Consider the following 21,947-nt stretch of genomic DNA (forward strand, 5'->3'; position numbering starts at 1 on the left):
ACGCCGGACGGATCGTGCGGAACGCGGGCGCCGCCGTGGAGGCTGGCACCGGACGCGGTGACGCGGCCGCGCTTTTCGCGCTCCGGAAGCCGCGCGGCCCCTTCTCGGACACCTATCCGATGGGCCATGCCTTGAGAGGCCTCGTCATCGGCGCCGGACTGGGACATGCCTGTCCGCACCCCGATGCCGTCGGCGGCCGCAACCGATCCGGCGGCGCGCCGCCGGGAACGCGGCGCGAACGACAGGGGTGGGACGACGCGCGCGAGGACCTGCTCGACGCGCGCTCCGGGAGCCGGGAGCCCGGCGACCGCTGAGACAGACCGGACGGCCGGGGCGACCCGGGCCGCCCACGCGAGGAGACGACCATGACCGACGAACCGCACGGCTTCGACCGCGGCCTGACCAATTACGGCGACCGCGACTTCGCCCGGTACCTGCGCCGCTCCTTCGCGCGCTCGATGGGCATCTCGGTCGGCCTGCTGAACAAGCCGGTGGTCGGCATCGCCATGACGCCGTCGGGCTTCAACAACTGCCACCGGGGCATGCCCGAGCTGGTGGAGGCGGTCTCCCGCGGCGTGCTGGCGGCCGGCGCCCTGCCGCGGCCGTTCCCGACCGTGTCGCTCGGCGAGGTTTTCCTCAACCCGACCAGCATGATGTACCGCAACCTCATGGCCATGGACACCGAGGAGATGATCGGGGCCCAGCCGATGGACGCGGTGGTGCTGATCGGCGGCTGCGACAAGACCGTGCCGGCCCAGCTCATGGGCGCGGCCTCCGCCGACCTGCCGGCGATCCAGCTCGTCACCGGCCCGATGTCGACCGGCCGCCACCGGGGCCAGCGGCTCGGCGCCTGCACGGATTGCCGGGGCTTCTGGGCCAAGTACCGGGCCGGCACCGTCGACGCCGAGGAGATCGCCGAGGTCGAGGGTCGGCTCTCCGTCACGGCCGGCACCTGCGCGGTGATGGGCACGGCCTCGACCATGGCGTGCATCGCGGAGGCGCTCGGCATGTCGCTGCCGGGCACCGCGGCGATCCCGGCGGTGCATTCCGACCGGCTGGTGGCCGCCGAGGAGACCGGCCGCGCGGCGGTGCGGCTGATCGAGACGCGGATCCGGCCCTCCCAGGTGATCACGCAGAAGTCGGTCGAGAACGCGATCCGCGTGCTGATGGCGGTGTCGGGCTCGACCAACGCCATCGTGCACCTCACCGCCATCGCCGGGCGGCTCGGCATCCGGATCTCGCCCGAGCGGTTCAATCAGATCTCCGACGAGACGCCGGTGCTGGTCGATCTGAAGCCCGTGGGCCAGGGCTACATGGAGGATTTCCACGCCGCCGGCGGCATGGGCGCGCTCCTGCGCGAACTGCGCCCGCTCCTTCACCTCGACACCATGGACGTGGAGGGCCGGATGCTCGCCGAGCGTCTGGACGAGCCGGAGGCCTGGGTCGACCGCGCGGTGATCCGCACCGCGGCGGATCCCGTATCGCCCGTCGGCGGCTTGGTGGCCCTGTCCGGCAGCCTCGCGCCCGACGGGGCGATCTTCAAGCGCGCGGCGGCGACGCCCGAGCTGTTCGAGTCGGAGGGCCGGGCGGTGGTGTTCACCGGCCTGGAGGACCTCTCGGCGCGCATCGACGACCCCGACCTCGATGTGGCGCCCGGCGACATCCTCGTCCTGCAGAATGCCGGCCCGCACGCGGCCGGCATGCCGGAGGCGGGCTACCTGCCGATCCCCAAGAAGCTGGCGCAGGCGGGCGTGAAGGACATGGTGCGCATCTCCGACGCGCGGATGTCGGGCACGGCCTTCGGGTCGATCGTCCTCCACGTGGCCCCGGAGGCCGCGGTGGGCGGACCGCTGGCCGCGGTGCGCGACGGCGACCGCATCCGCCTGTCGATCCGGGACAAGCGCGTCGATCTCCTGGTCGCGCAGGACGAGATCGCCCGCCGGCTCGCCGACCATCGCCCGCCCCCGGCCCCGGCCCGGGGCTACAAGGCGCTCTACCGGCGCAGCGTCACGCAGGCCCCGGAAGGCTGTGACTTCGACTTCCTCGCCAAGGCGGAGGGCTGACGGCCCGCAACCCTCCGTCCGGACGCGCCGGACGGCCGTGACGGACACCGTCGATCCGAAAACCGCGGCCCGCCCGACCGCGGGCCGCGCGCCGTCGCGGCATCTGAGGCCATCGCATCGCCCGTGCCTGTCCCGGCGGTGAGGCGGCCCGAGCCGGGGTGCCGCCTCGGACCGGCTCAGCCCGGGATCGTGGAGCGCGCCGCCTCGAGCAGTTCCCCGGCCAGGGCCTCGTCGTCGACGCCCCGGGCCAGCACCACCGCCCCCACCATGGTCGACAGCGCGATCAGGGCGCGCTGCCGGCGGCGTTCCTTCGACGCTCTGGGCAGCCTGTCCGCGATGAGACCGGCGAGCCCCTTGACCCCCTGGGTGAACCGCGCCCGCAGGGCGCTTCCGGGCGGCTCACGCCCGACGTCGTTCACCAGCGCCGCGACGGGGCAGCCTCTCCCCGGCGTGCGGACATGCCCCAGGGAGAGGTAATTCTCGATGAAGGCGTCGAGGTTGGCCCGGTACTCGGCGCTGATCGCCGCGTCGAACGCCTCCGCAGCGAGGGCATCCTTGCTGGCGAACTGACCGTAGAAGCCGCCATGGGTCAGGCCCGCGGCCGCCATGATGTCGACGACGCCGATACCGTGCAGGCCGCGCTCCCGGAACAGGGCCGAGGCGACCTCGACCACGCGCTGGCGGTTCAGCTTGGCTTGCTCCTGCGAGACCCTCGGCATCGTACCGTCCTCCGCTCCGCCTCCTCACATAGATGCGAGATGTCATTTATTGAAGGGACGGCGAGCCGCGGATGCCCGAGGCCGGGCGGAGAGCGGCGTCGCGGTCGCGCCGCGGCGGCCGTTCAGGGCTGCCGACCGGCCCGGGCGAGGGGGCGAAGCGCGGGCCGGTCGACGCACCGCGCGCCCGGGACCCGAGCGCGCGATCGCGGGATGCCCCGAGCGGGGCATCGGTGGGGGGCGGCCGGGTCAGGGCTCGGCCGGCACGGGCACCGGTGCGGGGCCGGGTGCGGTCCGCGGCGCGTGCGCGTCCCGCGCCACCCGGAACCAGAGGGCGTAGAGTGCCGGCAGGAACAGCAGGGTCAGCAGGGTCCCGACGCCGACGCCGCCGATGAGCACGTAGGCCAGCGCCCCCCAGAACACCGAGTGGGTCAGCGGGACGAAGGCGAGCATCGCGGCAGCGGCCGTCAGGATCACCGGTCGGGCCCGCCGCACCGTCGACTCGACGATGGCCTCGTAGTCCGACAGGCCCGCCGCGCGGTCGTGGTGGATCTGGTCCACCAGGATCAGCGTGTTGCGCATCAGGATGCCGGACAGCGCGATCAGGCCGAGGATCGCGTTGAAGCCGAAGGGCTGGTGGAAGACGAGCAGCGTCGGGACCGCCCCGACGAGGCCGAGCGGCGCGGTCGCGAACACCATGAACATCGTGGTGAACGAGCGGACCTGCAGCATGATGACCGTCAGGGTCATGATCAGCATCAGCGGGAAGACCGTGACGAGCGCCTTCATCGCCTTCTCGCTCTCCTCCACCGAGCCGGCCGTGTCGATGCGGTAGCCGGGCGGCAGCCTCGCCTTGATGGCCGCGAGTTCGGGGACGATCTGCGCGTGGATGTCCGGCGGCTGCTTGCCGTCGATCACGTCGCCCTGCACGCGGATGTAGGTCTCGCGGTTGTAGCGCTTGAGCACCGCGTCCTCGTTGCGGCTCTCCAGGTGCGCGACCTGGGAGAGCGGCACCTGCCGCCCGTCCCGCGTGGCCAGCGTCAGGTCGCCGATGTCGCCGAGCGAGCGGCGCTCGGGGCCGGGGCTGCGCAGGAGCACGTCCACGGAGCGGAGGTTCTCGCGGACCTGGGTCGCCGGCGTCCCGTTGAGGTAGCTCTGCAGCTGCTGGCCGGCCTCCTTCGGCGTCAGGCCGATCAGGCGCAGGCGCTCCTGGTCGAGGGCGAGGTGCAGGGTCGGCGTCCTGTCGCCCCAGTCGAGGTGGACGAGGCGCATGTTGGGGTTGGCCATCATGACGTCGCGCACCTCCGCGGCGATGCCCCGGATGACGGTGAGGTCGGGCCCGACCACCCGGAAGGCGACGGGGAAGCGCACCGGCGGCCCGAACACGATCTGCAGCACCCGCACCCGCGCCTCGGGGAAGCGGCCGTCGTCCACGAGCTTGCGCACCTTGCCGCGCAGCACGTCGCGGGCGTGGGAATCCGCGGTCTGGACGACGATCTGCGCGAAGGCGGGGTCCGGCAGCTCCGGGTCGAACGAGAGCACGAAGCGCGGCATGCCCTGGCCGATATAGCTCGTGATCTCGCCCGCCTCGGGCAGCGCGCGCACGGCCGCCTCGACCTTCCGGACGCTGGCCTCGGTGGTCGCGAAGGCGGACCCGGTCGGCAGCGTCACCTCGACGATGAGCTCGGAGCGCTCCGAGTTCGGGAAGAACTGCTTCTCGACCTTGCCCATGCCGACCGCGGCCGCCGCGAACAGCGCCACGGTGATGCCGGCGGCCATCCACTTGTGGTCGACCGAGAGCCGCACGACCCGGCGCAGGCGCTGGTAGTTCCGCGTGGCGTAGATCGCGGCGTGCCCGCCCTCGACCTTCTTGATGTCGGGCAGGAGCTTGACGCCGAGGTAGGGCGTGAAGGTCACGGCCACGATCCACGAGACGATCAGCGAGAAGGCCACCACCCAGAAGATGTTGCCGGCATACTCGCCCGCCGTGGAGGCGGCGAAGCCCACCGGCAGGAAGCCCGCGATGGTGACGAGCGTGCCGGTCAGCATCGGCGCGGCGGTGGCGCTCCAGGCATGGGTCGCCGCCGAGACCCGGTCGGCGCCCTCCTCCATGCGCACCACCATCATCTCGATGGCGATGATGGCGTCGTCGACGAGGAGGCCCAGTGAGATGATGAGCGCGCCGAGCGTGATGCGGTCGAAGTCGCGGCCGGTGATCATCATCACCACGAACACGGCCGAGAGGGTGAGCGGCACCGCCAGCGCCACCACGATGCCGACCCGGAAGCCGAGCGCCACGAGGCTGACGAAGATCACCACCGAGAGCGCTGTGAAGAACTTCACCATGAACTCGTGGATGGCGTCGTCGATCACCCTCGCCTGGTCGGTGATCTTCGTGAAGGTGATGCCGGTCGGGAGATCGCGATGGATCGCGACCTCCTCGGCGTTCAGCGCCTCGCCCAGGCTCAGTCCGTTGAAGCCCGGCTTCATCACGAGGCCGAGCACCAGGGCCGGCGCGCCGTCGTTGCGGATCGCGAAGGTCTTCGGGTCCTCGTAGCCGCGTTTCACCTCGGCGATGTCGCCGAGCTTGAGGCTGCGGTCGCCGGCCGCCACCGGCAGGTCGCGGATCGCGTCGAGGCCGTCGATGGCGCCGTCGAGGCGCAGGTAGACCCGCGGGCCGTCGGCCTCGACGAAGCCGGCCGGCGTCACGTCGTTCTGGTTGGCGAGCGCCGCCAGCAGCTGCTGGCCGGTGATGCCCAGGGTCGCGAGGCGCTGGTAGGAGACCTCGACGAAGATCTTCTGCGCCTGCTCGCCGAGGATGTTGATCTTCTCGACGCCGGGCACGCGCAGCAGCCGCTGGCGCAGGTCCTCGGCGCGGAGCACGAGATGCCGGTGCGGCAGCCCCTGGGCCTGGAGCGCGTAGAGGGCGAAGTAGACGTCCGAGAACTCGTCGTTGAACAGCGGCCCGAGCACGCCGCGCGGCAGGCCGGAGGCCTGGTCGGAGAGCTTCTTGCGCGCTTGGTAGAATTCCGACTGGAGCCGGGCCGGCGGCATACTGTCCTTGAAGAAGACCTTCATCAGCATCAGGCCGGGGCGGACGGTCGTCTCGACGCGGTCGTAGTAGACGAGCTCCTGCAGCCGCTTCTCCAGCGGGTCGGCGACCTGCCGCTGCATCTCGTCGGTGGTCGCGCCGGGCCAGGCGGCCGAGACCGCCATGGTCTTGACCGTGAAGGTCGGGTCCTCGGCGCGCCCGAGCTTCTCGAAGGCGAAGATCCCGGCCGCGGTGACGGCGAGCAGGAGGAACAGCGTGACGGCGCGCTCGCGCACCGCCAGGGCCGAGAGATTGAAGCCGGAGGCGTTCATCGGCCGGCCTCCACGACGCTGGCGTCGGCCTGACGGACCTTCTCGCCCGCTCTCAGCAGATGGGCGCCGAGCGCGACGATCCGGTCACCGGGCGTCAGGCCCGAGGCGACTTCCGCGGTCTCCTCCGACAGGCGCGCGACGGTGACGGGCTGCGCCGCGACGGTCTGGGTCTCGGCGTCGTAGCGCCAGACGGCCGAGCCGCCGCCCTGGTCGAACAGGGCCCCCAGCGGCACGGACACCGAAGCCCGCGCCTGCCCCTGGGCAGGGATCAGCTGGAGCGTCACAGTCGCCCCGAGGGGCGCGGTCTCGCCCCCGCCCGACAGGATGTAGCGGGCGCGGTATGTGCGGGTCGCCGGATCGGCCGTGGCCGACAATTCCCGGAGCTTGGCCGGGTAGGTCGTCTCGCCCTCGGCGTAGAGGGTGGCCGACGCCGTGCCCTTCGCGCGTTGCCGGCTCCCCTCCGGCAGGAACACCTCCGCCTCGCGCGCGCCGTCGCGGGCGAGCTTCACCACCGTCTGCCCGGCGGCGACGACCTGGCCGGGCTCGGTCGGCACCTCCATCACGACCCCGTCGGCATCGGCCTGGAGCTCGGAATAGCCGGCCTGGTTGGCGATCTGGCTCGCCTGCGCCTCGGCGTTGGCGAACTGGGCGATGGCCGCGTCGGCGGCCGCCTTGTTCTGGTCGTAGGTCTGCTTGGAGGTCCACCCGTCGCCGACGAGCTTGCGGCTGCGCTCCTCGTCGGCCCTGGCCTTGATCATCTGCGCGCGGGCCGCCTCGACCGAGGCGCGGGCCGCGTTGAGCGCCAGGGTGAAGTCGGTCCGGTCGAGCCGCATCAGGGGCTGGCCGAGGCGCACGTGGTCGCCCGGGTCGACGAGGCGCTCGAAGATCTTGCCGCCGACCCGGAAGCCGAGGTTGCTCTCGGTGCGCGCCCGGATCACGCCGGTGTAGCGCGCCACCGCCGCCGAGGCGGGCGCGACCGCGACGGTCTGCACCAGCGGCGGCTCCGGCGTGACGGCGGTCTCGGCCGGCGAGCATGCCGCGAGTGCCAAGCCGGCGAACCCGATCACCCATCGCGCGTCCATCACCGAGCCCCGTCGCAGCCGATCGCCCAAAAGAATTATGACCATCATTTATTCTGGCGCGATACCGCGGTCAATGGCGGCCGCGCCCGGCGTCGGCCGAGGACTGACGCGCGCCGTCCCCTCCGGCTCCGATCCGGAGGCCGTCCGATCCCCCTTGAAGAGAGCGGGGTCTGCCGGCATCTCACGATCATGCCCGATGTCGCGCTCGACGAAGCCAGCCTCGCCCGCTTTCTCGATGCCTTCTACGGGCGCGTGCGCGGCGATGCGCTGCTCGGACCCGTCTTCGCGGCCGCGATCCCCGACCCGGACTGGCCGCGGCACATGGAGACCGTCCGGGCGTTCTGGTCCTCGGTCCTCTTCAAGTCAGGCCGGTACAAGGGCAACCCGTTCGGCAAGCATCTCGCGCTGGGCCGCCTCGAGCCCGAGCACTTCGCGCGGTGGCTCGACCTGTTCGGGGAGACGGCCTCCGCCCATTTCCCGCCCGAACCTGCCGCCCTCCTGATCGAGCGCGCGCACCGCATCGGCGACAGCCTGAAGGCGGGCCTGTTCTTCCGGCCAGACGTGCTGCCCGTGCCCGCGGCGGGATCGGCCGCGCCGTGACCCGCGGAGAAGGCGCACGCGTGAGACGCACGCGGAGCCGCGACCGGCGGGACGGCCCGAGATCCCGGGGGGGCGGGTCCGGAGCCCTCAGAGCGCGGCCGGACTCGTGCGCGCCCGACGGCAGTGAATCAGCCACAGCACGATCGCCACGTTGACGGCGTTCCAGGCCAGCCCGTTGACGAACGCCGCACGGTAGGAGCCGGTGGCGTCGAAGATCGCCCCCGTGAGCCAGCCGCCGAGCGCCATGCCGGCCAGCGTCGCCATCAGCACCGCACCGATCCGCGCCCCGGCCTCCTCGGCCGGGAGGTACTCGCGCACGATGATCGCGTAGGCCGGCACGATGCCGCCCTGGAACAGGCCGAACAGAGCCGAGATCACGTAGAGCGAGGTCAGGTCGTCGAACGCGAGGTAGAGCGCGAGCGCCGCCGCCTGCAGCAGCGCACCGGCCAGCAGCGTCGCGAGACCGCCGATCCGGTCGGCGACGAAGCCCGACGCGACCCGGCTGACGATGCCGAAGCCGAGCATCAGCGACAGCATCTGCGCGCCGCGGGCGACGCCGTACCCGAGATCGCTGCAGTACGCCACGATGTGGACCTGCGGCATCGCCATCGCCACGCAGCACGCGGTGCCGGCCACGACGAGGAGGCCCTGCAGCGCCGCGGGCGACAGCGTCGTCACGGCCTGCGGACCGGCCGCGCACGTCGCCGAAGCCCGCGGCGGCCGGCCCCGCATCGCCAGCGCGAGGGGCAGCATGGCGACGAGGCAGAACAGGCCGATTCCGGCCTGCGTCGCGCGCCAGCCGTACGCGTGGACCGCGCGCTCCACCACCGGCGGCCAGAGCGTGCCCGCGAGGTAATTGCCGGACGCGCACAGCGCGACGGCGAGCCCTCGCCGGCGCGAGAACCAGCGCGACACGTCGGCCATCAGCGGTCCGAAGGCGACCGAGCTGCCGAGCGCCCCGACGAGCACGCCGTGCACGAGGGCGAACTGCCAGAGGTTCGTCGCGAGGGCGCTGAGCCCGTAGCCGAGGGCCAGGCAGACGGTGCCGAGGAGCAGCGGGGGCACGATGCCGATGCGGTCCGCGAGCCGGCCCATCAGGAGGCCGCCGACCGCGAAGCCGACCATCGTGAGGGTATAGGGCAGGGCGGCCGCCGCCCGATCGACCCCGAACTCGGCCTGAACGGCGGGCAGCACGACGACGACCGACCACATGCCGACGCCTCCGACCGTGCCGAGCGCCGTCGCCGCGGCGAGCCGACGCCAAGCGCGGCCCGAATCGGCAATCCCATCCTCAGCCATTCCGGCGCACATCGATCTCCGTCCGTGCGGCGCGTTTCACACGAATGCGCCTTCGTCGCCAGCACCGGGCCCGCCCGTCGGCGCGGGCCTTCGGGACACCGCTCGCTTGCCGACGCGCGCCTCACCCGGCGCTGCCGCGGCGCGCGATCGGTGCTAGAGGTGCCGCCGCGCTCGCCGGCGATGCCGGCTCGGGCCGGGGCGACCATCGGTCGGCCGATGTCGGGCCTCGATGGCGCCCGTCCACCGACTACCCGTACGAGAGGGCTGACGCCACGATGCGAACGATCGTTTATGCCGATGGCGGTTGCGACCCGAACCCCGGGCCGGGGGGGTGGGGCGTCGTCATCGCGGCCCCGGACGGCACGATCGAGCTGTGCGGCGGGGAGCCCGGCACCACGACCAACAACCGGATGGAACTGACGGCCGCGATCAAGGGCCTCGAGCATTTCCCCGCCGGGGCCGCGATCGAGATGCGGTGCGACAGCCAGTACGTCGTCAAGTCGGTGACCGAGTGGATGCGCGGCTGGAAGGCGCGGGGCTGGCGCTCGACGACGGGTGACGTGAAGAACGTCGATCTCATGAAGCGCCTCGACGAACTGAACGCGGCGCGGGACGTGAAGTGGACCTGGGTCCGGGGGCATGCCGGCGACCGCCTCAACGAGCGCGCCGACGCGCTCGTCCACAGGGGGCGTCGCGAAGCGAAGCTCGGCAAGCTCGAGTCGCGGAGCAGCGCCGCGCCCGTACCGGCCCCGACCGCCGCACCGGCGCCGTCGAGCCGGGGCGCCGACCTGCGGATCGACCTCGCGCTCGGCCTCCAGGTCGCTCGGGCCGCGAAGGCGGCGGGTGTCACGCCCGACGCACTCGTCGACGATGCGATCCGCTTTTACCTGGAGATCGGGCCGAGCGAGGTCGCACGCCTGCGATCAGGCCGGGCCTAGCGGGCGAGGCCGCGCGCGGCGACGCCGGGTCGCCGTTCCGCGATCTCCGGGACGGGGCTCGGCCTACTCGCAGACCTCGATCCGCCGAATGTGCTCGTACCCGTACGGGTCGATGTACGCGCGGCGCTCGAAGTGGCAGGCGCCGTACGGGTCGGGCGCGGCGTAGACGGGGCGACCCGGGTAGTACCCGCTGTTGGCGGACGCGATGGCGCTCCCGGCCACGACGCCGCCGAGGATGCCCAGCGCCACGGCGCCGCCGACGCCGATGCCGCGCGCCTGAGCGGCCGGCGGGGTGGCGCAGAGTGCCAGAGCGACCAGCGCGGCCGCACCGCCGGTCCGCAGAAACGTTTGACGCATGGTGTCCTCCCATTCCTCGATGCGGACACCATGAGCCCGCGACCGCCGGATCTCGGTGCTGATCGGCACCCCGAGTTCAGGGCCCGCCGCGCGCGACGCGGTGCCGGGCGATCCGGCGCTGTCATCGATCCTGTTCGGAGCTGTGGTAGCTACCCGGACCGGCCGCGCGGCCTTGTGGACCGCGCGGCGCTCGTGAACGGGACCGCCATGCGCTTCTCTGCCCTCGTCGTCGGTTTGTGCCTGACCTCCTTCCCGATCGGTGCGGCACTGGCACAACCGGCCCCGAAGCCCGCGCCCACGACCGCGCCGGATCCGGCCCTGCTGAAGGTTGCCCGGGAGACCGTCGCGCAGATGCAGGGTGATCGCGCCGCGACGCTCGGCTCGATGGCGGCCCCCATGATCGGCATGATGCAGCAGATCGGGATCAAGGAGCCCGACAGGGCGCAGGTGCTGGTGCAGGAGGTCGTCATGCCGACGCTCACGGCGCACTACGACGAGCTGCTCGACATCCAGGCGCGCGGTTTCGCCACCGTGCTGAACAAGGACGAGTTGCAGGCCATCGCCGCCTTCTACGCGACCCCCGCCGGGAAGCGCCTCGCGGCGGCCCAGCCGCAGCTCGCTCAGATCCAGCTCGCGGGCATGCAGCAATGGATCCAGTCGGTGATGCCCGAGATGCAGGGCAAGCTGACGACGGCCATCCAGGCCCACGGCTGGGCGCCGGGCGGACCGGCGAAGCCGCGTTGAGCCTCCCCGGGCCGCGACGTCTTCCGAGCGGAGCGGCGCCCTGCTTCGAAGGCGTCGATAGGCCGGACACGATGCGGGGCGCTGGGACAGCGTACCCGGACGCTCGGTCAGCGCGGCGGGCCTGAACGGTCAGCCGATGGCCCAGAACAGCGGCAGCGCGCCCGCGAGGAACAGGGCCGAGGAGACGAGCACGGCGAGGCGCTCGCGATGGTGCAGGACGAAGGTGTGCGGGCTGGCGAACATGGCTGGGTCGGATCGGTGGTGAGGGCATCACGCTCGCTCCTGAACCTTGACGGATCGAGGGCGCTTCGCGCTGTCCACAGGTGATGGCCGATCTCTGTCGCTGCCGCGCCACATCCTTTTGGATGTGCTCGGGCGCACCTCCCGGACGGCTCTTCTGGCATATTGAATTCAGCAGGCCGTCTTTCCCCCCTCGGCGGCCCGATCCAGCGGCGCAGCGACCCCACGGGTCGCTGCGCCGTTGTCGTTGTGGCTCGGGCGCGGCGCGAGGCCCCCGGCCCGGTGCCGCGCTGGAACGCCTCGGCCGCGGCGACGCGCGATCCGCGAGGGATTCGGATCGAGAACCGCGACACCGTGAAGGTCCGGATCGGACCGGTGGTCGCCCGCCGTCAGGGCCCGATGCGCCGCACGGGCGGCGCACCCTCCCGGGTCTCCTGCGCTGAGGGCGTCCAGAGGATGGACCGGTCGACGGCGCGGATGTCGCGATGGCCGCACAGGGCCATCGTCATGTCGAGTTCCGTGCGGATGATCTCCAGGGAGCGGGCGACGCCGGCCTGGCCGTAGGCGCCGAGCCCGTAGAGGAAGGCGCGGCCGATGAACACGCCCTTCGCGCCCAGGGCGATGGCCTTCAGCACGTCCTGGCCCGAGCGGATCCCGCCGTCCATCAGCACCTCGACGCGCCGGCCGACCGCGTCCGCGATTCCGGGAAGCGCGGCGATGGACGAGGGCGCGCCGTCGAGCTGCCGCCCGCCATGGTTCGAGACGATGAGCGCGTCGGCCCCGGTCGCGGTCGCCCTCTCGGCATCCTCGACGTCCAGGATGCCCTTCAGGATCAGGGGACCCTGCCACCGGTCGCGGATCCGCCGCACGTCGTCCCAGTCCAGGCGCGGGTCGAACTGGTCCGCCGTCCAGGCCGAGATGGAGCGGGTATCCCGCACGCCGTCCACGTGCCCCACGATGTTGCGGAAGGTCCGGCGCTGCGTGCGCAGCATGGACCAGCACCAGCGGGGCTTGGTCAGGAGATCGAGGACCGTGCCCGGCGTCAGCCGCGGCGGGGCCGACAGGCCGTTGCGGATGTCCTTGTGGCGCTGCCCGAGGATCTGGAGGTCCAGCGTTAGGACCAGAGCCGAGCAGCCCGCCGCCTTCGCGCGGTCGATGAGGCGGTCGTTGAAGCTGCGGTCGCGCATGAAGTAGAGCTGAAACCAGAACGGCTTGCTGACGTTCTCCGCGACGTCCTCGATGCTGCAGATGCTCATCGTCGACAGCGTGAACGGCACCCCCGCCGCCTCCGCCGCCCGTGCCGCCAGGATCTCGCCGTCGGCGTGCTGCATGCCCGTGAGACCCGTCGGCGCCAGGGCGACGGGCATCGCGACGGCCTGACCGGCCATCGTCGTGGCGAGGGTACGGTCGGTCATGTCGACCGCGACGCGCTGGCGGAGCTTGATGCCGGCGAACTCGGCCTCGTTTGCGCGGTAGGTCGACTCCGTCCACGAACCGGAATCGCAGTAATCGTAGAACATCCGCGGCACCCGCCGCTTGGCGACCCGCCGCAGATCCTCGACCGTCGTGATGATGGGCGCCATGGGAGGTTCGGCCTCGCGACTGGATGACGGGGCCGGTCGCGGTTGAGGCGGGCTCGCGCCCGCTCGTACGCCGCGCGCTTCAGGCCGCGATGCCCCGTGCTGGAAGCTCGACGGTGCAACGGTTCGCTGGAAAACGGAAGCGCCTCCTCGCCGAATGCGCCGGTCGCATCAGGCCTCTCCCGCGCGTACACCGATCCTATAGCGCCTGTTGCGCTCGCCCGCGCCGCAGAGGAACGCCGGATCTCTGCCTGATAGTACACATTCCGGATCGCGCCTGTTCGGATCTTCGCGTTCCGAGCGCGCGTCAGGACAGAATGAATGCGGGCGGAGCCTCGTCGTCATCGTCTTCTCCTTCGCCGCACCGCAGCGAAAGCGGTCGAGTGACGATCCGAGAGCTTCTTCTCATCGAAGCTGAGCGTCGAAGGTTTGCAGGATAGACATCGGCGCGCGGAATAGGGACCATCGTCGCCAACGCCGGGCCTGAGCATCGGCGGTGGGACGGATACGCCAATGAGGACGACGCGCCGCGTTTTCTTGACGGGGGCCGCATCCGCAGTCGCGGGCGGCCTGGCGCCGGGGGTGATCCGCTCGGCCTGCGCTCAGGGCGCCGGGTCGACCGTCCGGATCGGCATGGTGCTCCCGGTGACGGGGCCCGGCGCGGATGCCGGCCGCTACGCGCTCGCCGGGGCCAAGATCGCCCTGGAGACGGTCAACAAGGCCGGCGGCGTGCTCGGCAAGCCCCTGGAGATCGTCACGGAGGACGATCAGACCACCAATCCCGGCGCGGTCTTCGCCTTCTCGAAACTGGCGTCGCAGGGCGACCTCGTCGGCTTCCTCGGCTCGATCCGCTCGACCCAGAACCACGCGATGGCGCCCGACATCCTGAAGACGGGGAAACCCGTCTGTTTCGGCGGCACCGACCCGGTCCTGACGCAGCTCGGCAATCCCTGGCTGTTCCGCTTCCGCCCCAACGACACCTTCTCGGCCCGGGTGATCGCCGAGCACGGCGTCAACGGGCTGGGCAAGAAGAAGTGGGCGATCATCCACTCCACCGACGCCTTCGGCACCAGCGGCGCCAAGGCGCTGACCGAGAGCCTCGCCAAGGGCGGTGCCACGGTCGCCCTCGACCAGGGCTACACCAACCAGAGCCAGGACTTCACGCCGGTCGTGCTGGCGATCCGTCAGTCGGGCGCCGACGTGATCGGCTCGTACTTCACCTTCGAGAACGACATCGGCATCTTCGCCCGGCAGCTGCGCCAGCTCGGCGTCACCGCGCCCTGGGTCGGCTCGCCCTCGATCACCAACGTCACCGCCCTGAAGCTCGCCGGGCCGTCCCTCTACGGCACCTACGGCGTGGCCGACTACGCCGAGGAGTCGGGCGACGCCGCGCGCGCCTACGGCAAGGCCTACCGGGCCGCGATGAAGATCGCGCCCGACAACCAGTCCTCGTGGACCTTCGACGCGGTCACGGTGCTCGCCAAGGCGATCAACGCGGCGGGCAAGACCGATCCGCAGGCCGTCCGCGAGGCGATCCTGGCGGTGCGCGGCCACGAGGGCGCCGAGGGAACCTACAACTTCGACAAGAACGGCGACGGCCTGCACGGCTACAACGTCGTGCGCAACGACAAGGGCAACATCGTCTTCGACCGGCGGATCGACTTCTACCAAGGGTGAGCCGGCCGACGTGTTCGGGGTGCGTGAACGACATCCGGAGGAGGAGGCGAGAGTGCGGACCGCATGGACCTGATCCTGCAGCTCCTCTTCACCGGGATCGGCATCGGCTCCGTCTACGCCCTGGTGGCGCTCGGCTTCGTGCTGATCTTCCGCGCCACCAACGTGGTGAACTTCGCGCAGGGCGAGTTCTCGATGGTGGCGGCCTTCCTGATGGTGGTCTTCGCCGTCGACCTCCAGTGGCCCTACTGGCTCTCCCTTCTCCTGACCCTCGGCGGGATGGCGCTGCTCGGCGCCCTGTTCAATCTCGGCGTCTACTACCCGCTGCGGCACCGCAGCTACCTGCCGGTGATCATCTCGACCATCGGCGCCTCGATCTTCCTGGCGAACACGACGCTCGCCCTCTACGGGCCGCAGCCGCAGGTGCTCCCGCCCGTCTTCGAGACGCAAGGGTTCCTGCTCGGGCCGGTCTTCCTCGACAGCCAGTACCTGCTGATCATCGCGGTGACGGCGGCCCTGGTGGCGTTCCAGTACTGGTTCTTCGAGCACACTCTGGTCGGCAAGAAGCTTCAGGCGACGTCCCAGGACAAGGAGATGGCCGCCCTCCTGGGCATCCCGGTGGCCGGCATGATCATGCTGACCTTCGTGTACAGCGCGGTGCTCGGCGGCATCGCCGGCATCCTGGTGGCGCCGGTGCTGTTCGTGTCGATCCAGATGGGGGCCACGATCGCCCTCAAGGCCTTCGCGGCGACGATCATCGGCGGCTTCGGCGACGTCACCGGGGCGATCATCGGCGGCCTCGCGCTCGGCATCATCGAGACCTTCGGGGCGGCCTACATCTCGGTCCCCTACAAGGACGCCTTCGCGTTCCTGGTGCTGGTGGTGTTCCTGGTCGTGCGCCCGCAGGGCCTGTTCGGCGAGCGCGTGGCGGAGAAGGCATGAGCGGTCGCCCCTCCATCGTCGCCGGCCCGGCCGCAGCGGCTCCGGCGCGCCCGCCGCGCCGCCTGCCCCTCGGGAGCCTCGCCTACGCGGTCCTGGCCGCCGCCCTGGTGACGCTGGCCGCGACGACGCCGCTCAGCGGCTACGCCCTCAACATCCTGATGCAGGCGGCGACCTACGCCATCGCGGTGATCGGGCTCACCGTGGTGCTCGGCCTGTGCGGGCAGATCAACCTCGCCCAGGCCGCCTTCTTCGGGATCGGTGCCTACGCGGTCGGACTCGGCACGGTCGACGGGGGCCTGAATTTCTGGATCTGCCTGATCACCGGCCTCGGTCTCGCGCTGGTTCTGGGCGCCGCGCTCGGCGCCTCCACGCTGCGGCTCGGCGGCCACTACCTCGCCATGGTGACGATCTCGTTCCAGCAGATCCTGACGCTGGTCCTCACCAACTGGATCCCCGTCACGCACGGGCCCGACGGCGTGCCGAACATCCGCCGCCCGGCCCTGTTCGCGGACGGGCAGAGCTACCTCGCCCTGTGCGTGCTCGTGCTGGCCGTCGTCGGCTGGCTCGTCTGGCACATGCCGCGGACGCGGCTCGGGCGCGCCATGCGGGCGGTGCGCGACAACGAGCTCGCGGCGGGGGTCTCGGGCATCGACATCTACCGCACCAAGGTCGCGGCCTTCGCCCTCGGGGCGCTGCTGGCGGGGCTCGGCGGCGGGCTGTTCGCCGGCAGCTTCACCTATATCAGCCCGGACCAGTTCGCCTTCGCCGAGTCGATCGTCTTCCTGACGATGGCGCTGCTCGGCGGCGTCGGCTCGCCGGTGGGCGCCGTGATCGGCACGGCCCTGTTGATCCTGATCCCGGAATGGCTCCGCTTCCTCAAGGAGATCCCCGGGCTCTACCTCGCGATCTACGGGCTCGCGGTGATCCTGATCGTGGTGTTCATGCCCGACGGGATCTGGGGCTTCCTCGGCGACCAGGTCCGGCGCCTGCGCCGCGCCCGCCCGATCCCGCCGCCCGCCGCCGAACTGATTCTGAGCCAGGGCGAGGCGTCCGCCGCGCCGATGCTGGAGGTGTCGGACCTGTCCAAGCACTTCGGCGGCCTCAAGGCCGTGGACGCGGTGAGCTTCACGGTGGCGCGGGGCGGCATCCACGCGCTGATCGGCCCGAACGGTTCCGGCAAGACCACGACGCTGAACGTCCTGTCCGGCCTCTACAGCCCCACGGGGGGCACCGTGCGGCTGGCGGGGCAGGACGTCACGCGCCTGTCCCCGCACCGGCGGGCGGCGGCCGGGATCGGCCGCACCTTCCAGAACATCCGCCTGTTCCGCTCCATGAGCGCCCTGGAGAACGTCGTCATCGGCGCCGAGCGCCCCAACAACCCGCTCGGCGCGCGCGACCGGGCGGGGCTGGAGGCCCGCGCCCGGGCGGCTCTGGCCTTCGTGGGGCTGGAGGGGCGGGCGCAGGAGCCGATCTCCGGCTTCTCGTACGGCCACCAGCGCCTGATCGAGATCGCGCGGGCGCTGGCCGGCAACCCCGTGCTGCTGCTCCTCGACGAGCCCGCCGCGGGGCTCAATTCCAGCGAGAAGAATGCCCTGACGGTGCTCCTGCGCCGGATGGCCGCCAAGGGCCTGACCATCCTGATCATCGACCACGACATGACGCTGGTGAGCGACGTGGCGAGCCACATCACCGTGCTGAACTTCGGCCGCCGCATCGCCGACGGCGTCACGGCGACCGTGCTGCGCGAGCCGGCGGTGATCCAGGCCTATCTCGGCGAGGACGCCGCCGCCGGTCCGGCGGCGAGCCTCAAGACCGACCTCGCCCCGGCCTGACCCCAGCGATGACGACGCCCGCCACGCCACTCCTCGAGATCCGCGACCTGGTCGTCCGCTACGGCGAGATCGAGGCGGTGCGCGGCCTGTCCTTCTCGGTCGGAGCCGGGGAGGTGGTGACGCTGCTGGGGTCCAACGGCGCCGGCAAGTCGACGACCCTCAAGGCGATCTCCGGGCTGGTGCGGCCCGCCGCCGGCACGATCCTGCTGGAGGGGCGGCCGCTGGAGGGCCTGAAGCCCGAGGCGATCGTGCGGCTCGGCGTCGCCCACGTCCCGGAGGGGCGCCGGGTCTTCCCGGGGCTCACGGTGCGCGAGAACATCATGCTGGGCGCGTCCAACCGCGCCGGCCTCGGCAAGCGGGCGCTGCGCGATGAGGTCGAGGCGATGTTCGACCTCTTCCCGGACATCCGCCGGTTCGGCGACGCCCTGGGCTGGACGCTGTCGGGCGGCCAACTCCAGATGGTGGCCCTCGCGCGCGGCCTGATGGCCAAGCCCCGCATCCTGCTCCTCGACGAGCCCTCGCTCGGCCTGGCCCCCGTGATCGTCCAGGCGGTGTTCGCGATCATCGCCGAGGTGCGCCGCCGCGGGACCACCGTGCTGCTGGTGGAGCAGAACGCCCGGATGGGGCTCTCGGTCGCCGATCGGGGCTACGTGCTGGAGACGGGCCGGCTCGTCCTGCAGGGCGCCCCCGACGCCCTCTGGGCCAACGACGAGATCCGGTCGGCCTATCTCGGCGGACGGACGAGGCCCGAACTCGCGGGCTGACCGCACCGGGCCTGGTCGGCGGCTTCGTCGCTCGCGCGGTGCACGCGACCACCGCCGGACGGAGCGGTGTCCGCGACGCGGCGGTCCGGAAGCGGTCGGACGCGCCTCGGCCCGCGAGCCCGCCAGCGTCACGACCGGCGCGTCTCGGCGGCCGCCGGCGGTACCGTCGCGACCGTGAGGCCCGAGACCGCCGACTGTCCGGCGGCCTCGGCCCGATAAGCCTACGCGCTCTGCGTGGCTGGCGCGCGCGCGGGCAGCACCCAGTTGGGCCTGATGAAGTGGCAGGTATATCCGTCGGGACGCCGTTCCAGGTAGTCCTGATGCTCCGGCTCGGCCTCCCAGAACGGGCCGGCCGGCGCCACTTCGGTCACGACCTTGCCCGGCCACAGGCCGGAAGCGTCGACGTCGGCGATGGTCTCCTCGGCGACGCGGCGCTGGCCCTCGTCGGTGTAGAAGATGGCCGAGCGATAGCTCGGGCCCCTGTCGTTGCCCTGGCGGTTCGGCGTCGTCGGGTCGTGGATCTGAAAGAAGAATTCCAGCATGCGCCGGAAACTCGTCCGCGCCGGGTCGTAGATGATCTCGATGGCCTCGGCATGGGTGCCGTGGTTGCGGTAGGTCGCGTTCGGCACGTCGCCGCCCGTGTAGCCGACGCGGGTCGACACGACGCCCTCCTGGCGCCGGATGAGGTCCTGCATGCCCCAGAAGCAACCACCGGCCAGCACCGCCCTCTCGGTTTCCATCGTCGCTCCTCCTGAGCCGTTCCACTGATCGCGCAGATATAGGGATCCCGAGGCGCTCCGCGCTGCGGCCTCGTAGCTTGCCATGCCTGCGATGCCTGCACGAGCACGCGCGGGGTTCCGAGAAGACGTTCGCTGCCGGGCGAACGTCTCCGAAGCGGCCTGTCAGCTCCGCACGAGCGGCTTGTTGACCTTGAAATTCTTCCGTGCCGGCTCGGCCTTGCGGGGATCCGGCTTGTCGGCGAGGAGTCGCTTCACGCGCTCGTTGAAGTCCTCGGGCGTGACGCCCTGCGCTTTGCCGGTCTTGAGTTCGCGTGCCATGTCGGCCTCCGCTTCGTGGCCCAGAGCACGGGATTGCGCGGAGGGATCGCACGCATATGGGCACGCGGCGGCCGCGGCGCCACCGATGTCCGGCCAGGATCGCTGCGTGCACGCGATGGACCGGCGGGCCGGGATGGGTTACGGTGGCTGCGAGGTTGATGACCGGTTCGTAATAACGCTTCAGGACCCGGGGGCGGTACCCGGCGCCTCCACCAGAAGCATCTTGCCCCGGATACCGCGCGGGGACGAGGGCGAGCGTCCGGCGTTGCGGATCGCGCGCTGCCAGGGTGCTTCTGCTGGGGGTGAAACAGGTTCGACTGGGCGGTAAAGGGATCGCGAGTTCTGCCCTGCCTCGGCAGGGTAAGATGCGGCTTTCGGTAAGGACTCGACCGGCTCGGCGCGGGCAACCCTCGTTCCGGGCACCTGACCAAAACTCTAAATGCCAACGACAACGTCGGCATGGAGATGCGCCTCGCGGCGTAATCTTCCGGGGCGTGGGTACGCCTAGCAACAGAACCCGAGGCTTCGGCCTCGGGACCCGCCTTTATCGTCTGCCCGTTGTTCCGTTCGGGGTCGCGTCCGGGCAGATCGGAGACTTGCTTGAACGAGCCCGAACAGGGCAGCGCGGAGGCCGTCTACATCTCGGCCATGGTCGGCGAGATGATGCGGCGCGTCCTGGAGGACGCTCTCGCCGAACTCGCGAGAACCCGCGGTGCGGCCTTCCTGGAGATCTTCGTGGCGCGCGAGCTGGCTCGCTGCGCCGACCTGTTCCGCGAGCGGCCCGGCGACACGCCGGAGACGACGGACATGTTGCGGGCCTGGTTCGTCATGGAGGGCGGTGAGGCGCTGCGCGCCGTGGTCGATCGCGCCAGCGTCGAGGCGGCGCGCGACTGAGGCACTCCGCGGATGTGCCTGCCGCCGGGCGCGGGCCCTTCCAGGCGGTCCGCGCACGGCGACAATCCCCGGCGAACTGCTCGCCATCTTCCTGGGCTAAGCTCCGTCTCGGGAATGTTGAGACCGCGATCACGGCCGAGGACAAGGAAATCGGGGTGACCGCCGGTGAAACCAGCCGAGCGCGGCAGGCCTTCCGTCATCCCTGATCTTGTACCCGCCGCACCGTCGATCAGCGAGAACCCGATCTGCCTCCGCGGCCACGGAGCGCCCGCGCGCCTCGGCGACGGACAGGCTGCAACCTACACATCTGTCGCCGAGAAGCTGGCGCTCGCGCTCATCACGAGCTTGCCCGCTTCGTCGTAGGCTTGAGCGGTGAACGCGTTCACCTCGGTGCGATAGCCCTCATCGCGCAGGATGTCGGTCAGCAGCCGGCGAAGGGTGTCGCGCAGCGCGTCCCGACCGGAAAGTTGCACGCCTTCGTCGTCCTTGACCGTGATGTGATCGGATGTGACGATGAAATATCGCGGCATCGGGCTCTCCGCCGACTGGACATAGCAGCGCGCATCACGCGGTCACCGGCCGCCGAGCCCACAATCGTCTACGCTCGCACAAACGCGGCGCGCGGGCACTCACCTGGATCAATCGCCGCGGCGCGGAACGACCGGCTCTCTCGGTGAAGAGATCGTTCGCTCCGGAGCGCCCTGTCCGCCGTGCCGGATTGACGGGAACCGTCATCCGAGGCGGCAGTTCTGTGCCGGTACCGACCTGTACAGCCCACACCGGTCGCGGCGCGCGTGTGTTCCGTCAGGCTGTAGCCACAATCATCCGTCCGCGATCGGAATTATAGTTCGCTAATCGAGTTGCCTAGTGCCGATACAAAACATATAGTGCCGCGTCGGCGGGGGAGCCAATGCCTGAAATGGCCGGTATCGGTGTCGCGCGCGCCCGCGTCGACCGACGGACTTGGTCCGTTCACGGAGCGGCCAAACGCAACTCGGCCATCATCCAGGCCGGTCTCGCCCGGATCGTCGAGGACGAGATCCTGCCGCGTCTGGCGCTCGCGCATCGGGCGGATCCGCCGTCGCCCGCGTCGACGACGCGATCACCGACGCCTGAGCGCGTCGCCTCTCTCGCTCAAGCGCTGATGGAGGGCGAACCGCACGCCGAGTGGGTGCGCGCGCTCCTGGAAGAGGGCTTGTCGCTGGATGCCCTGCTGCTCGACCTGTTCGCACCCGCGGCGCGGTATCTGGGCGAGCTCTGGGAAGACGATGCCGCCGACTTCCTCGACGTGGCGCTCGCGCTCGGTCGCCTCCAGAACCTGACCCGCGCCCTGTGTGCGGATCTGGAGGGCGTGGACGTGACGGCGAACGGTCGCCGCGTCCTGCTGATGCCCTGTCCCGGTGAGACCCATCTCTTCAGCCTCGCGCTCGTGGCGAGCTTCTTCCGCGAGGCGGGGTGGGACGTGGTCCTGACCAACGGAGCGGACGAGGACCCCGCCAGCTTGGTCCGCGCCGAACAGTTCGATCTGGTCGGCATCTCGCTGTCCTGCGACATCCTCCTGCCGGTGATGGCGGTGTCCGTGGCGAAACTGCGCGCCGCGTCGTGCAACCCGGACCTGCGCGTCATCGTCGGCGGGCCGCTCTTCGTGCGGGAGCCTGCCAGCGCCCGTGTCGTCGGCGCGGACGCCGTCGCCGCGGACGCGCAATCGGCCGTCCGGATCGCGGAGGCCACCCTCGCGCGATGACGCCGTGCGGCCAGGCGCCGGATTCGGCGACTCGCTGCTGCGCGGATCCCTTCTCAT

20 protein-coding genes and 1 other RNA gene are annotated in these 21,947 nt (G+C 71.2%); 12 read left to right on the forward strand and 9 right to left on the reverse strand.

What is annotated here, in order from left to right:
* Positions 1-14 precede the first annotated feature (14 nt).
* Both ABIC30_RS06840 and ABIC30_RS06845 read left to right on the forward strand, forming a co-directional pair.
* Positions 15-314 carry a hypothetical protein gene (locus ABIC30_RS06840; RefSeq protein WP_020094909.1) on the forward strand — a complete coding sequence of 100 codons (300 nt, stop codon included), beginning with the start codon at positions 15-17 and terminating at the stop codon, positions 312-314.
* Positions 315-365: 51 nt separating this feature from the next.
* Positions 366-2,063: an IlvD/Edd family dehydratase gene (locus tag ABIC30_RS06845; RefSeq protein WP_103985141.1), complete on the forward strand. Its 1,698-nt coding sequence runs from the start codon at positions 366-368 to the stop codon at positions 2,061-2,063.
* A 176-nt stretch (positions 2,064-2,239) separates the two neighbouring features.
* Here the strand turns inward: ABIC30_RS06845 and ABIC30_RS06850 are convergent, their stop codons facing one another.
* The 3 genes from ABIC30_RS06850 to ABIC30_RS06860 form a co-directional block, all read right to left on the reverse strand.
* Entirely contained in the window at positions 2,240-2,782 is a 543-nt protein-coding gene (locus tag ABIC30_RS06850) for a TetR/AcrR family transcriptional regulator (protein WP_020094907.1), read from the reverse strand.
* Between the two features lie 246 nt (positions 2,783-3,028).
* Positions 3,029-6,142 carry an efflux RND transporter permease subunit gene (locus ABIC30_RS06855; protein ID WP_103985140.1) on the reverse strand — a complete coding sequence of 1,038 codons (3,114 nt, stop codon included), beginning with the start codon at positions 6,140-6,142 and terminating at the stop codon, positions 3,029-3,031.
* Positions 6,139-7,224, reverse strand: coding sequence for an efflux RND transporter periplasmic adaptor subunit (locus tag ABIC30_RS06860; protein ID WP_091978509.1), 1,086 nt, complete (start codon positions 7,222-7,224; stop codon positions 6,139-6,141). Before ABIC30_RS06860 ends, ABIC30_RS06855 begins: the two co-directional genes overlap by 4 nt.
* Positions 7,225-7,413: 189 nt before the next feature.
* On the opposite strand from ABIC30_RS06860, the gene ABIC30_RS06865 reads away from it, so the two are divergent.
* Positions 7,414-7,824, forward strand: a complete 411-nt coding sequence (locus ABIC30_RS06865; protein ID WP_103985139.1) for a group III truncated hemoglobin — start codon at positions 7,414-7,416, stop codon at positions 7,822-7,824.
* 87 nt (positions 7,825-7,911) lie between these two features.
* On the opposite strand, the gene ABIC30_RS06870 is transcribed toward ABIC30_RS06865, so the two are convergent.
* Positions 7,912-9,123: an MFS transporter gene (locus tag ABIC30_RS06870; protein ID WP_234083279.1), complete on the reverse strand. Its 1,212-nt coding sequence runs from the start codon at positions 9,121-9,123 to the stop codon at positions 7,912-7,914.
* 275 nt (positions 9,124-9,398) lie between these two features.
* Between ABIC30_RS06870 and ABIC30_RS06875 the strand changes: the two genes are divergently transcribed.
* Positions 9,399-10,061 (forward strand): ribonuclease H family protein, encoded by a 663-nt coding sequence (locus ABIC30_RS06875; protein WP_020094902.1) that lies wholly within the window; start codon positions 9,399-9,401, stop codon positions 10,059-10,061.
* 63 nt (positions 10,062-10,124) lie between these two features.
* On the opposite strand, the gene ABIC30_RS06880 is transcribed toward ABIC30_RS06875, so the two are convergent.
* On the reverse strand, positions 10,125-10,418 hold the full coding sequence (locus ABIC30_RS06880) for a hypothetical protein (RefSeq protein WP_026605213.1): 294 nt from the start codon (positions 10,416-10,418) through the stop codon (positions 10,125-10,127).
* A 207-nt stretch (positions 10,419-10,625) separates the two neighbouring features.
* On the opposite strand from ABIC30_RS06880, the gene ABIC30_RS06885 reads away from it, so the two are divergent.
* Positions 10,626-11,162: a DUF2059 domain-containing protein gene (locus ABIC30_RS06885; RefSeq protein ID WP_026605212.1), complete on the forward strand. Its 537-nt coding sequence runs from the start codon at positions 10,626-10,628 to the stop codon at positions 11,160-11,162.
* 629 nt (positions 11,163-11,791) lie between these two features.
* On the opposite strand, the gene ABIC30_RS06890 is transcribed toward ABIC30_RS06885, so the two are convergent.
* Positions 11,792-12,985, reverse strand: a complete 1,194-nt coding sequence (locus ABIC30_RS06890; RefSeq protein ID WP_042672201.1) for an alpha-hydroxy acid oxidase — start codon at positions 12,983-12,985, stop codon at positions 11,792-11,794.
* Between the two features lie 510 nt (positions 12,986-13,495).
* On the opposite strand from ABIC30_RS06890, the gene ABIC30_RS06895 reads away from it, so the two are divergent.
* From ABIC30_RS06895 to ABIC30_RS06910, 4 genes are all read left to right on the forward strand, one after another.
* Complete coding sequence (locus tag ABIC30_RS06895; protein WP_020094897.1) at positions 13,496-14,659, forward strand: ABC transporter substrate-binding protein; 1,164 nt, start codon at positions 13,496-13,498, stop codon at positions 14,657-14,659.
* 63 nt (positions 14,660-14,722) lie between these two features.
* Complete coding sequence (locus ABIC30_RS06900; RefSeq protein ID WP_012329745.1) at positions 14,723-15,598, forward strand: branched-chain amino acid ABC transporter permease; 876 nt, start codon at positions 14,723-14,725, stop codon at positions 15,596-15,598.
* The gene (locus ABIC30_RS06905) at positions 15,595-17,430 is read left to right on the forward strand and encodes a branched-chain amino acid ABC transporter ATP-binding protein/permease (RefSeq protein WP_020094896.1); all 1,836 of its coding nucleotides are present in this window, start codon (positions 15,595-15,597) and stop codon (positions 17,428-17,430) included. The genes ABIC30_RS06900 and ABIC30_RS06905 overlap by 4 nt, the downstream gene beginning before the upstream one ends.
* An 8-nt stretch (positions 17,431-17,438) precedes the next feature.
* Positions 17,439-18,194, forward strand: a complete 756-nt coding sequence (locus ABIC30_RS06910) for an ABC transporter ATP-binding protein (RefSeq protein ID WP_020094895.1) — start codon at positions 17,439-17,441, stop codon at positions 18,192-18,194.
* A 221-nt stretch (positions 18,195-18,415) separates the two neighbouring features.
* On the opposite strand, the gene msrA is transcribed toward ABIC30_RS06910, so the two are convergent.
* Positions 18,416-18,934: a peptide-methionine (S)-S-oxide reductase MsrA gene (msrA, locus tag ABIC30_RS06915; protein ID WP_026605211.1), complete on the reverse strand. Its 519-nt coding sequence runs from the start codon at positions 18,932-18,934 to the stop codon at positions 18,416-18,418.
* Positions 18,935-19,096: 162 nt separating this feature from the next.
* Positions 19,097-19,252: a hypothetical protein gene (locus ABIC30_RS06920; RefSeq protein WP_020094893.1), complete on the reverse strand. Its 156-nt coding sequence runs from the start codon at positions 19,250-19,252 to the stop codon at positions 19,097-19,099.
* Positions 19,253-19,415: 163 nt separating this feature from the next.
* Between ABIC30_RS06920 and ssrA the strand changes: the two genes are divergently transcribed.
* Positions 19,416-19,588, forward strand: a transfer-messenger RNA (tmRNA) gene (ssrA, locus tag ABIC30_RS31790).
* Positions 19,589-19,852: 264 nt separating this feature from the next.
* On the forward strand, positions 19,853-20,146 hold the full coding sequence (locus tag ABIC30_RS06930; RefSeq protein ID WP_020094892.1) for a hypothetical protein: 294 nt from the start codon (positions 19,853-19,855) through the stop codon (positions 20,144-20,146).
* Between the two features lie 299 nt (positions 20,147-20,445).
* Here ABIC30_RS06930 and ABIC30_RS06935 read toward each other — a convergent pair whose 3' ends face one another.
* On the reverse strand, positions 20,446-20,676 hold the full coding sequence (locus tag ABIC30_RS06935; RefSeq protein ID WP_020094891.1) for a DUF6894 family protein: 231 nt from the start codon (positions 20,674-20,676) through the stop codon (positions 20,446-20,448).
* A gap of 389 nt (positions 20,677-21,065) precedes the next feature.
* On the opposite strand from ABIC30_RS06935, the gene ABIC30_RS06940 reads away from it, so the two are divergent.
* Positions 21,066-21,890: a cobalamin B12-binding domain-containing protein gene (locus ABIC30_RS06940; RefSeq protein ID WP_020094890.1), complete on the forward strand. Its 825-nt coding sequence runs from the start codon at positions 21,066-21,068 to the stop codon at positions 21,888-21,890.
* The last annotated feature ends 57 nt before the right edge of the window (positions 21,891-21,947 follow it).

The sequence above is a fragment of the Methylobacterium sp. 1030 genome, from assembly GCF_040544715.1.
Taxonomy (GTDB): Bacteria; Pseudomonadota; Alphaproteobacteria; order Rhizobiales; family Beijerinckiaceae; genus Methylobacterium.

Coding starts and splice junctions, on each gene's coding strand:
- ABIC30_RS06850 (WP_020094907.1), bottom strand. CDS start 2,782: ATGCCGAGGGTCTCGCAGGAGCAAGCCAAGCTGAACCGCCAGCGCGTG.
- ABIC30_RS06910 (WP_020094895.1), top strand. CDS start 17,439: ATGACGACGCCCGCCACGCCACTCCTCGAGATCCGCGACCTGGTCGTC.
- ABIC30_RS06855 (WP_103985140.1), bottom strand. CDS start 6,142: ATGAACGCCTCCGGCTTCAATCTCTCGGCCCTGGCGGTGCGCGAGCGC.
- msrA (WP_026605211.1), bottom strand. CDS start 18,934: ATGGAAACCGAGAGGGCGGTGCTGGCCGGTGGTTGCTTCTGGGGCATG.
- ABIC30_RS06865 (WP_103985139.1), top strand. CDS start 7,414: ATGCCCGATGTCGCGCTCGACGAAGCCAGCCTCGCCCGCTTTCTCGAT.
- ABIC30_RS06870 (WP_234083279.1), bottom strand. CDS start 9,123: ATGGCTGAGGATGGGATTGCCGATTCGGGCCGCGCTTGGCGTCGGCTC.
- ABIC30_RS06920 (WP_020094893.1), bottom strand. CDS start 19,252: ATGGCACGCGAACTCAAGACCGGCAAAGCGCAGGGCGTCACGCCCGAG.
- ABIC30_RS06880 (WP_026605213.1), bottom strand. CDS start 10,418: ATGCGTCAAACGTTTCTGCGGACCGGCGGTGCGGCCGCGCTGGTCGCT.
- ABIC30_RS06940 (WP_020094890.1), top strand. CDS start 21,066: ATGGCCGGTATCGGTGTCGCGCGCGCCCGCGTCGACCGACGGACTTGG.
- ABIC30_RS06890 (WP_042672201.1), bottom strand. CDS start 12,985: ATGGCGCCCATCATCACGACGGTCGAGGATCTGCGGCGGGTCGCCAAG.
- ABIC30_RS06905 (WP_020094896.1), top strand. CDS start 15,595: ATGAGCGGTCGCCCCTCCATCGTCGCCGGCCCGGCCGCAGCGGCTCCG.
- ABIC30_RS06875 (WP_020094902.1), top strand. CDS start 9,399: ATGCGAACGATCGTTTATGCCGATGGCGGTTGCGACCCGAACCCCGGG.
- ABIC30_RS06860 (WP_091978509.1), bottom strand. CDS start 7,224: ATGGACGCGCGATGGGTGATCGGGTTCGCCGGCTTGGCACTCGCGGCA.
- ABIC30_RS06895 (WP_020094897.1), top strand. CDS start 13,496: ATGAGGACGACGCGCCGCGTTTTCTTGACGGGGGCCGCATCCGCAGTC.
- ABIC30_RS06885 (WP_026605212.1), top strand. CDS start 10,626: ATGCGCTTCTCTGCCCTCGTCGTCGGTTTGTGCCTGACCTCCTTCCCG.
- ABIC30_RS06935 (WP_020094891.1), bottom strand. CDS start 20,676: ATGCCGCGATATTTCATCGTCACATCCGATCACATCACGGTCAAGGAC.
- ABIC30_RS06845 (WP_103985141.1), top strand. CDS start 366: ATGACCGACGAACCGCACGGCTTCGACCGCGGCCTGACCAATTACGGC.
- ABIC30_RS06900 (WP_012329745.1), top strand. CDS start 14,723: ATGGACCTGATCCTGCAGCTCCTCTTCACCGGGATCGGCATCGGCTCC.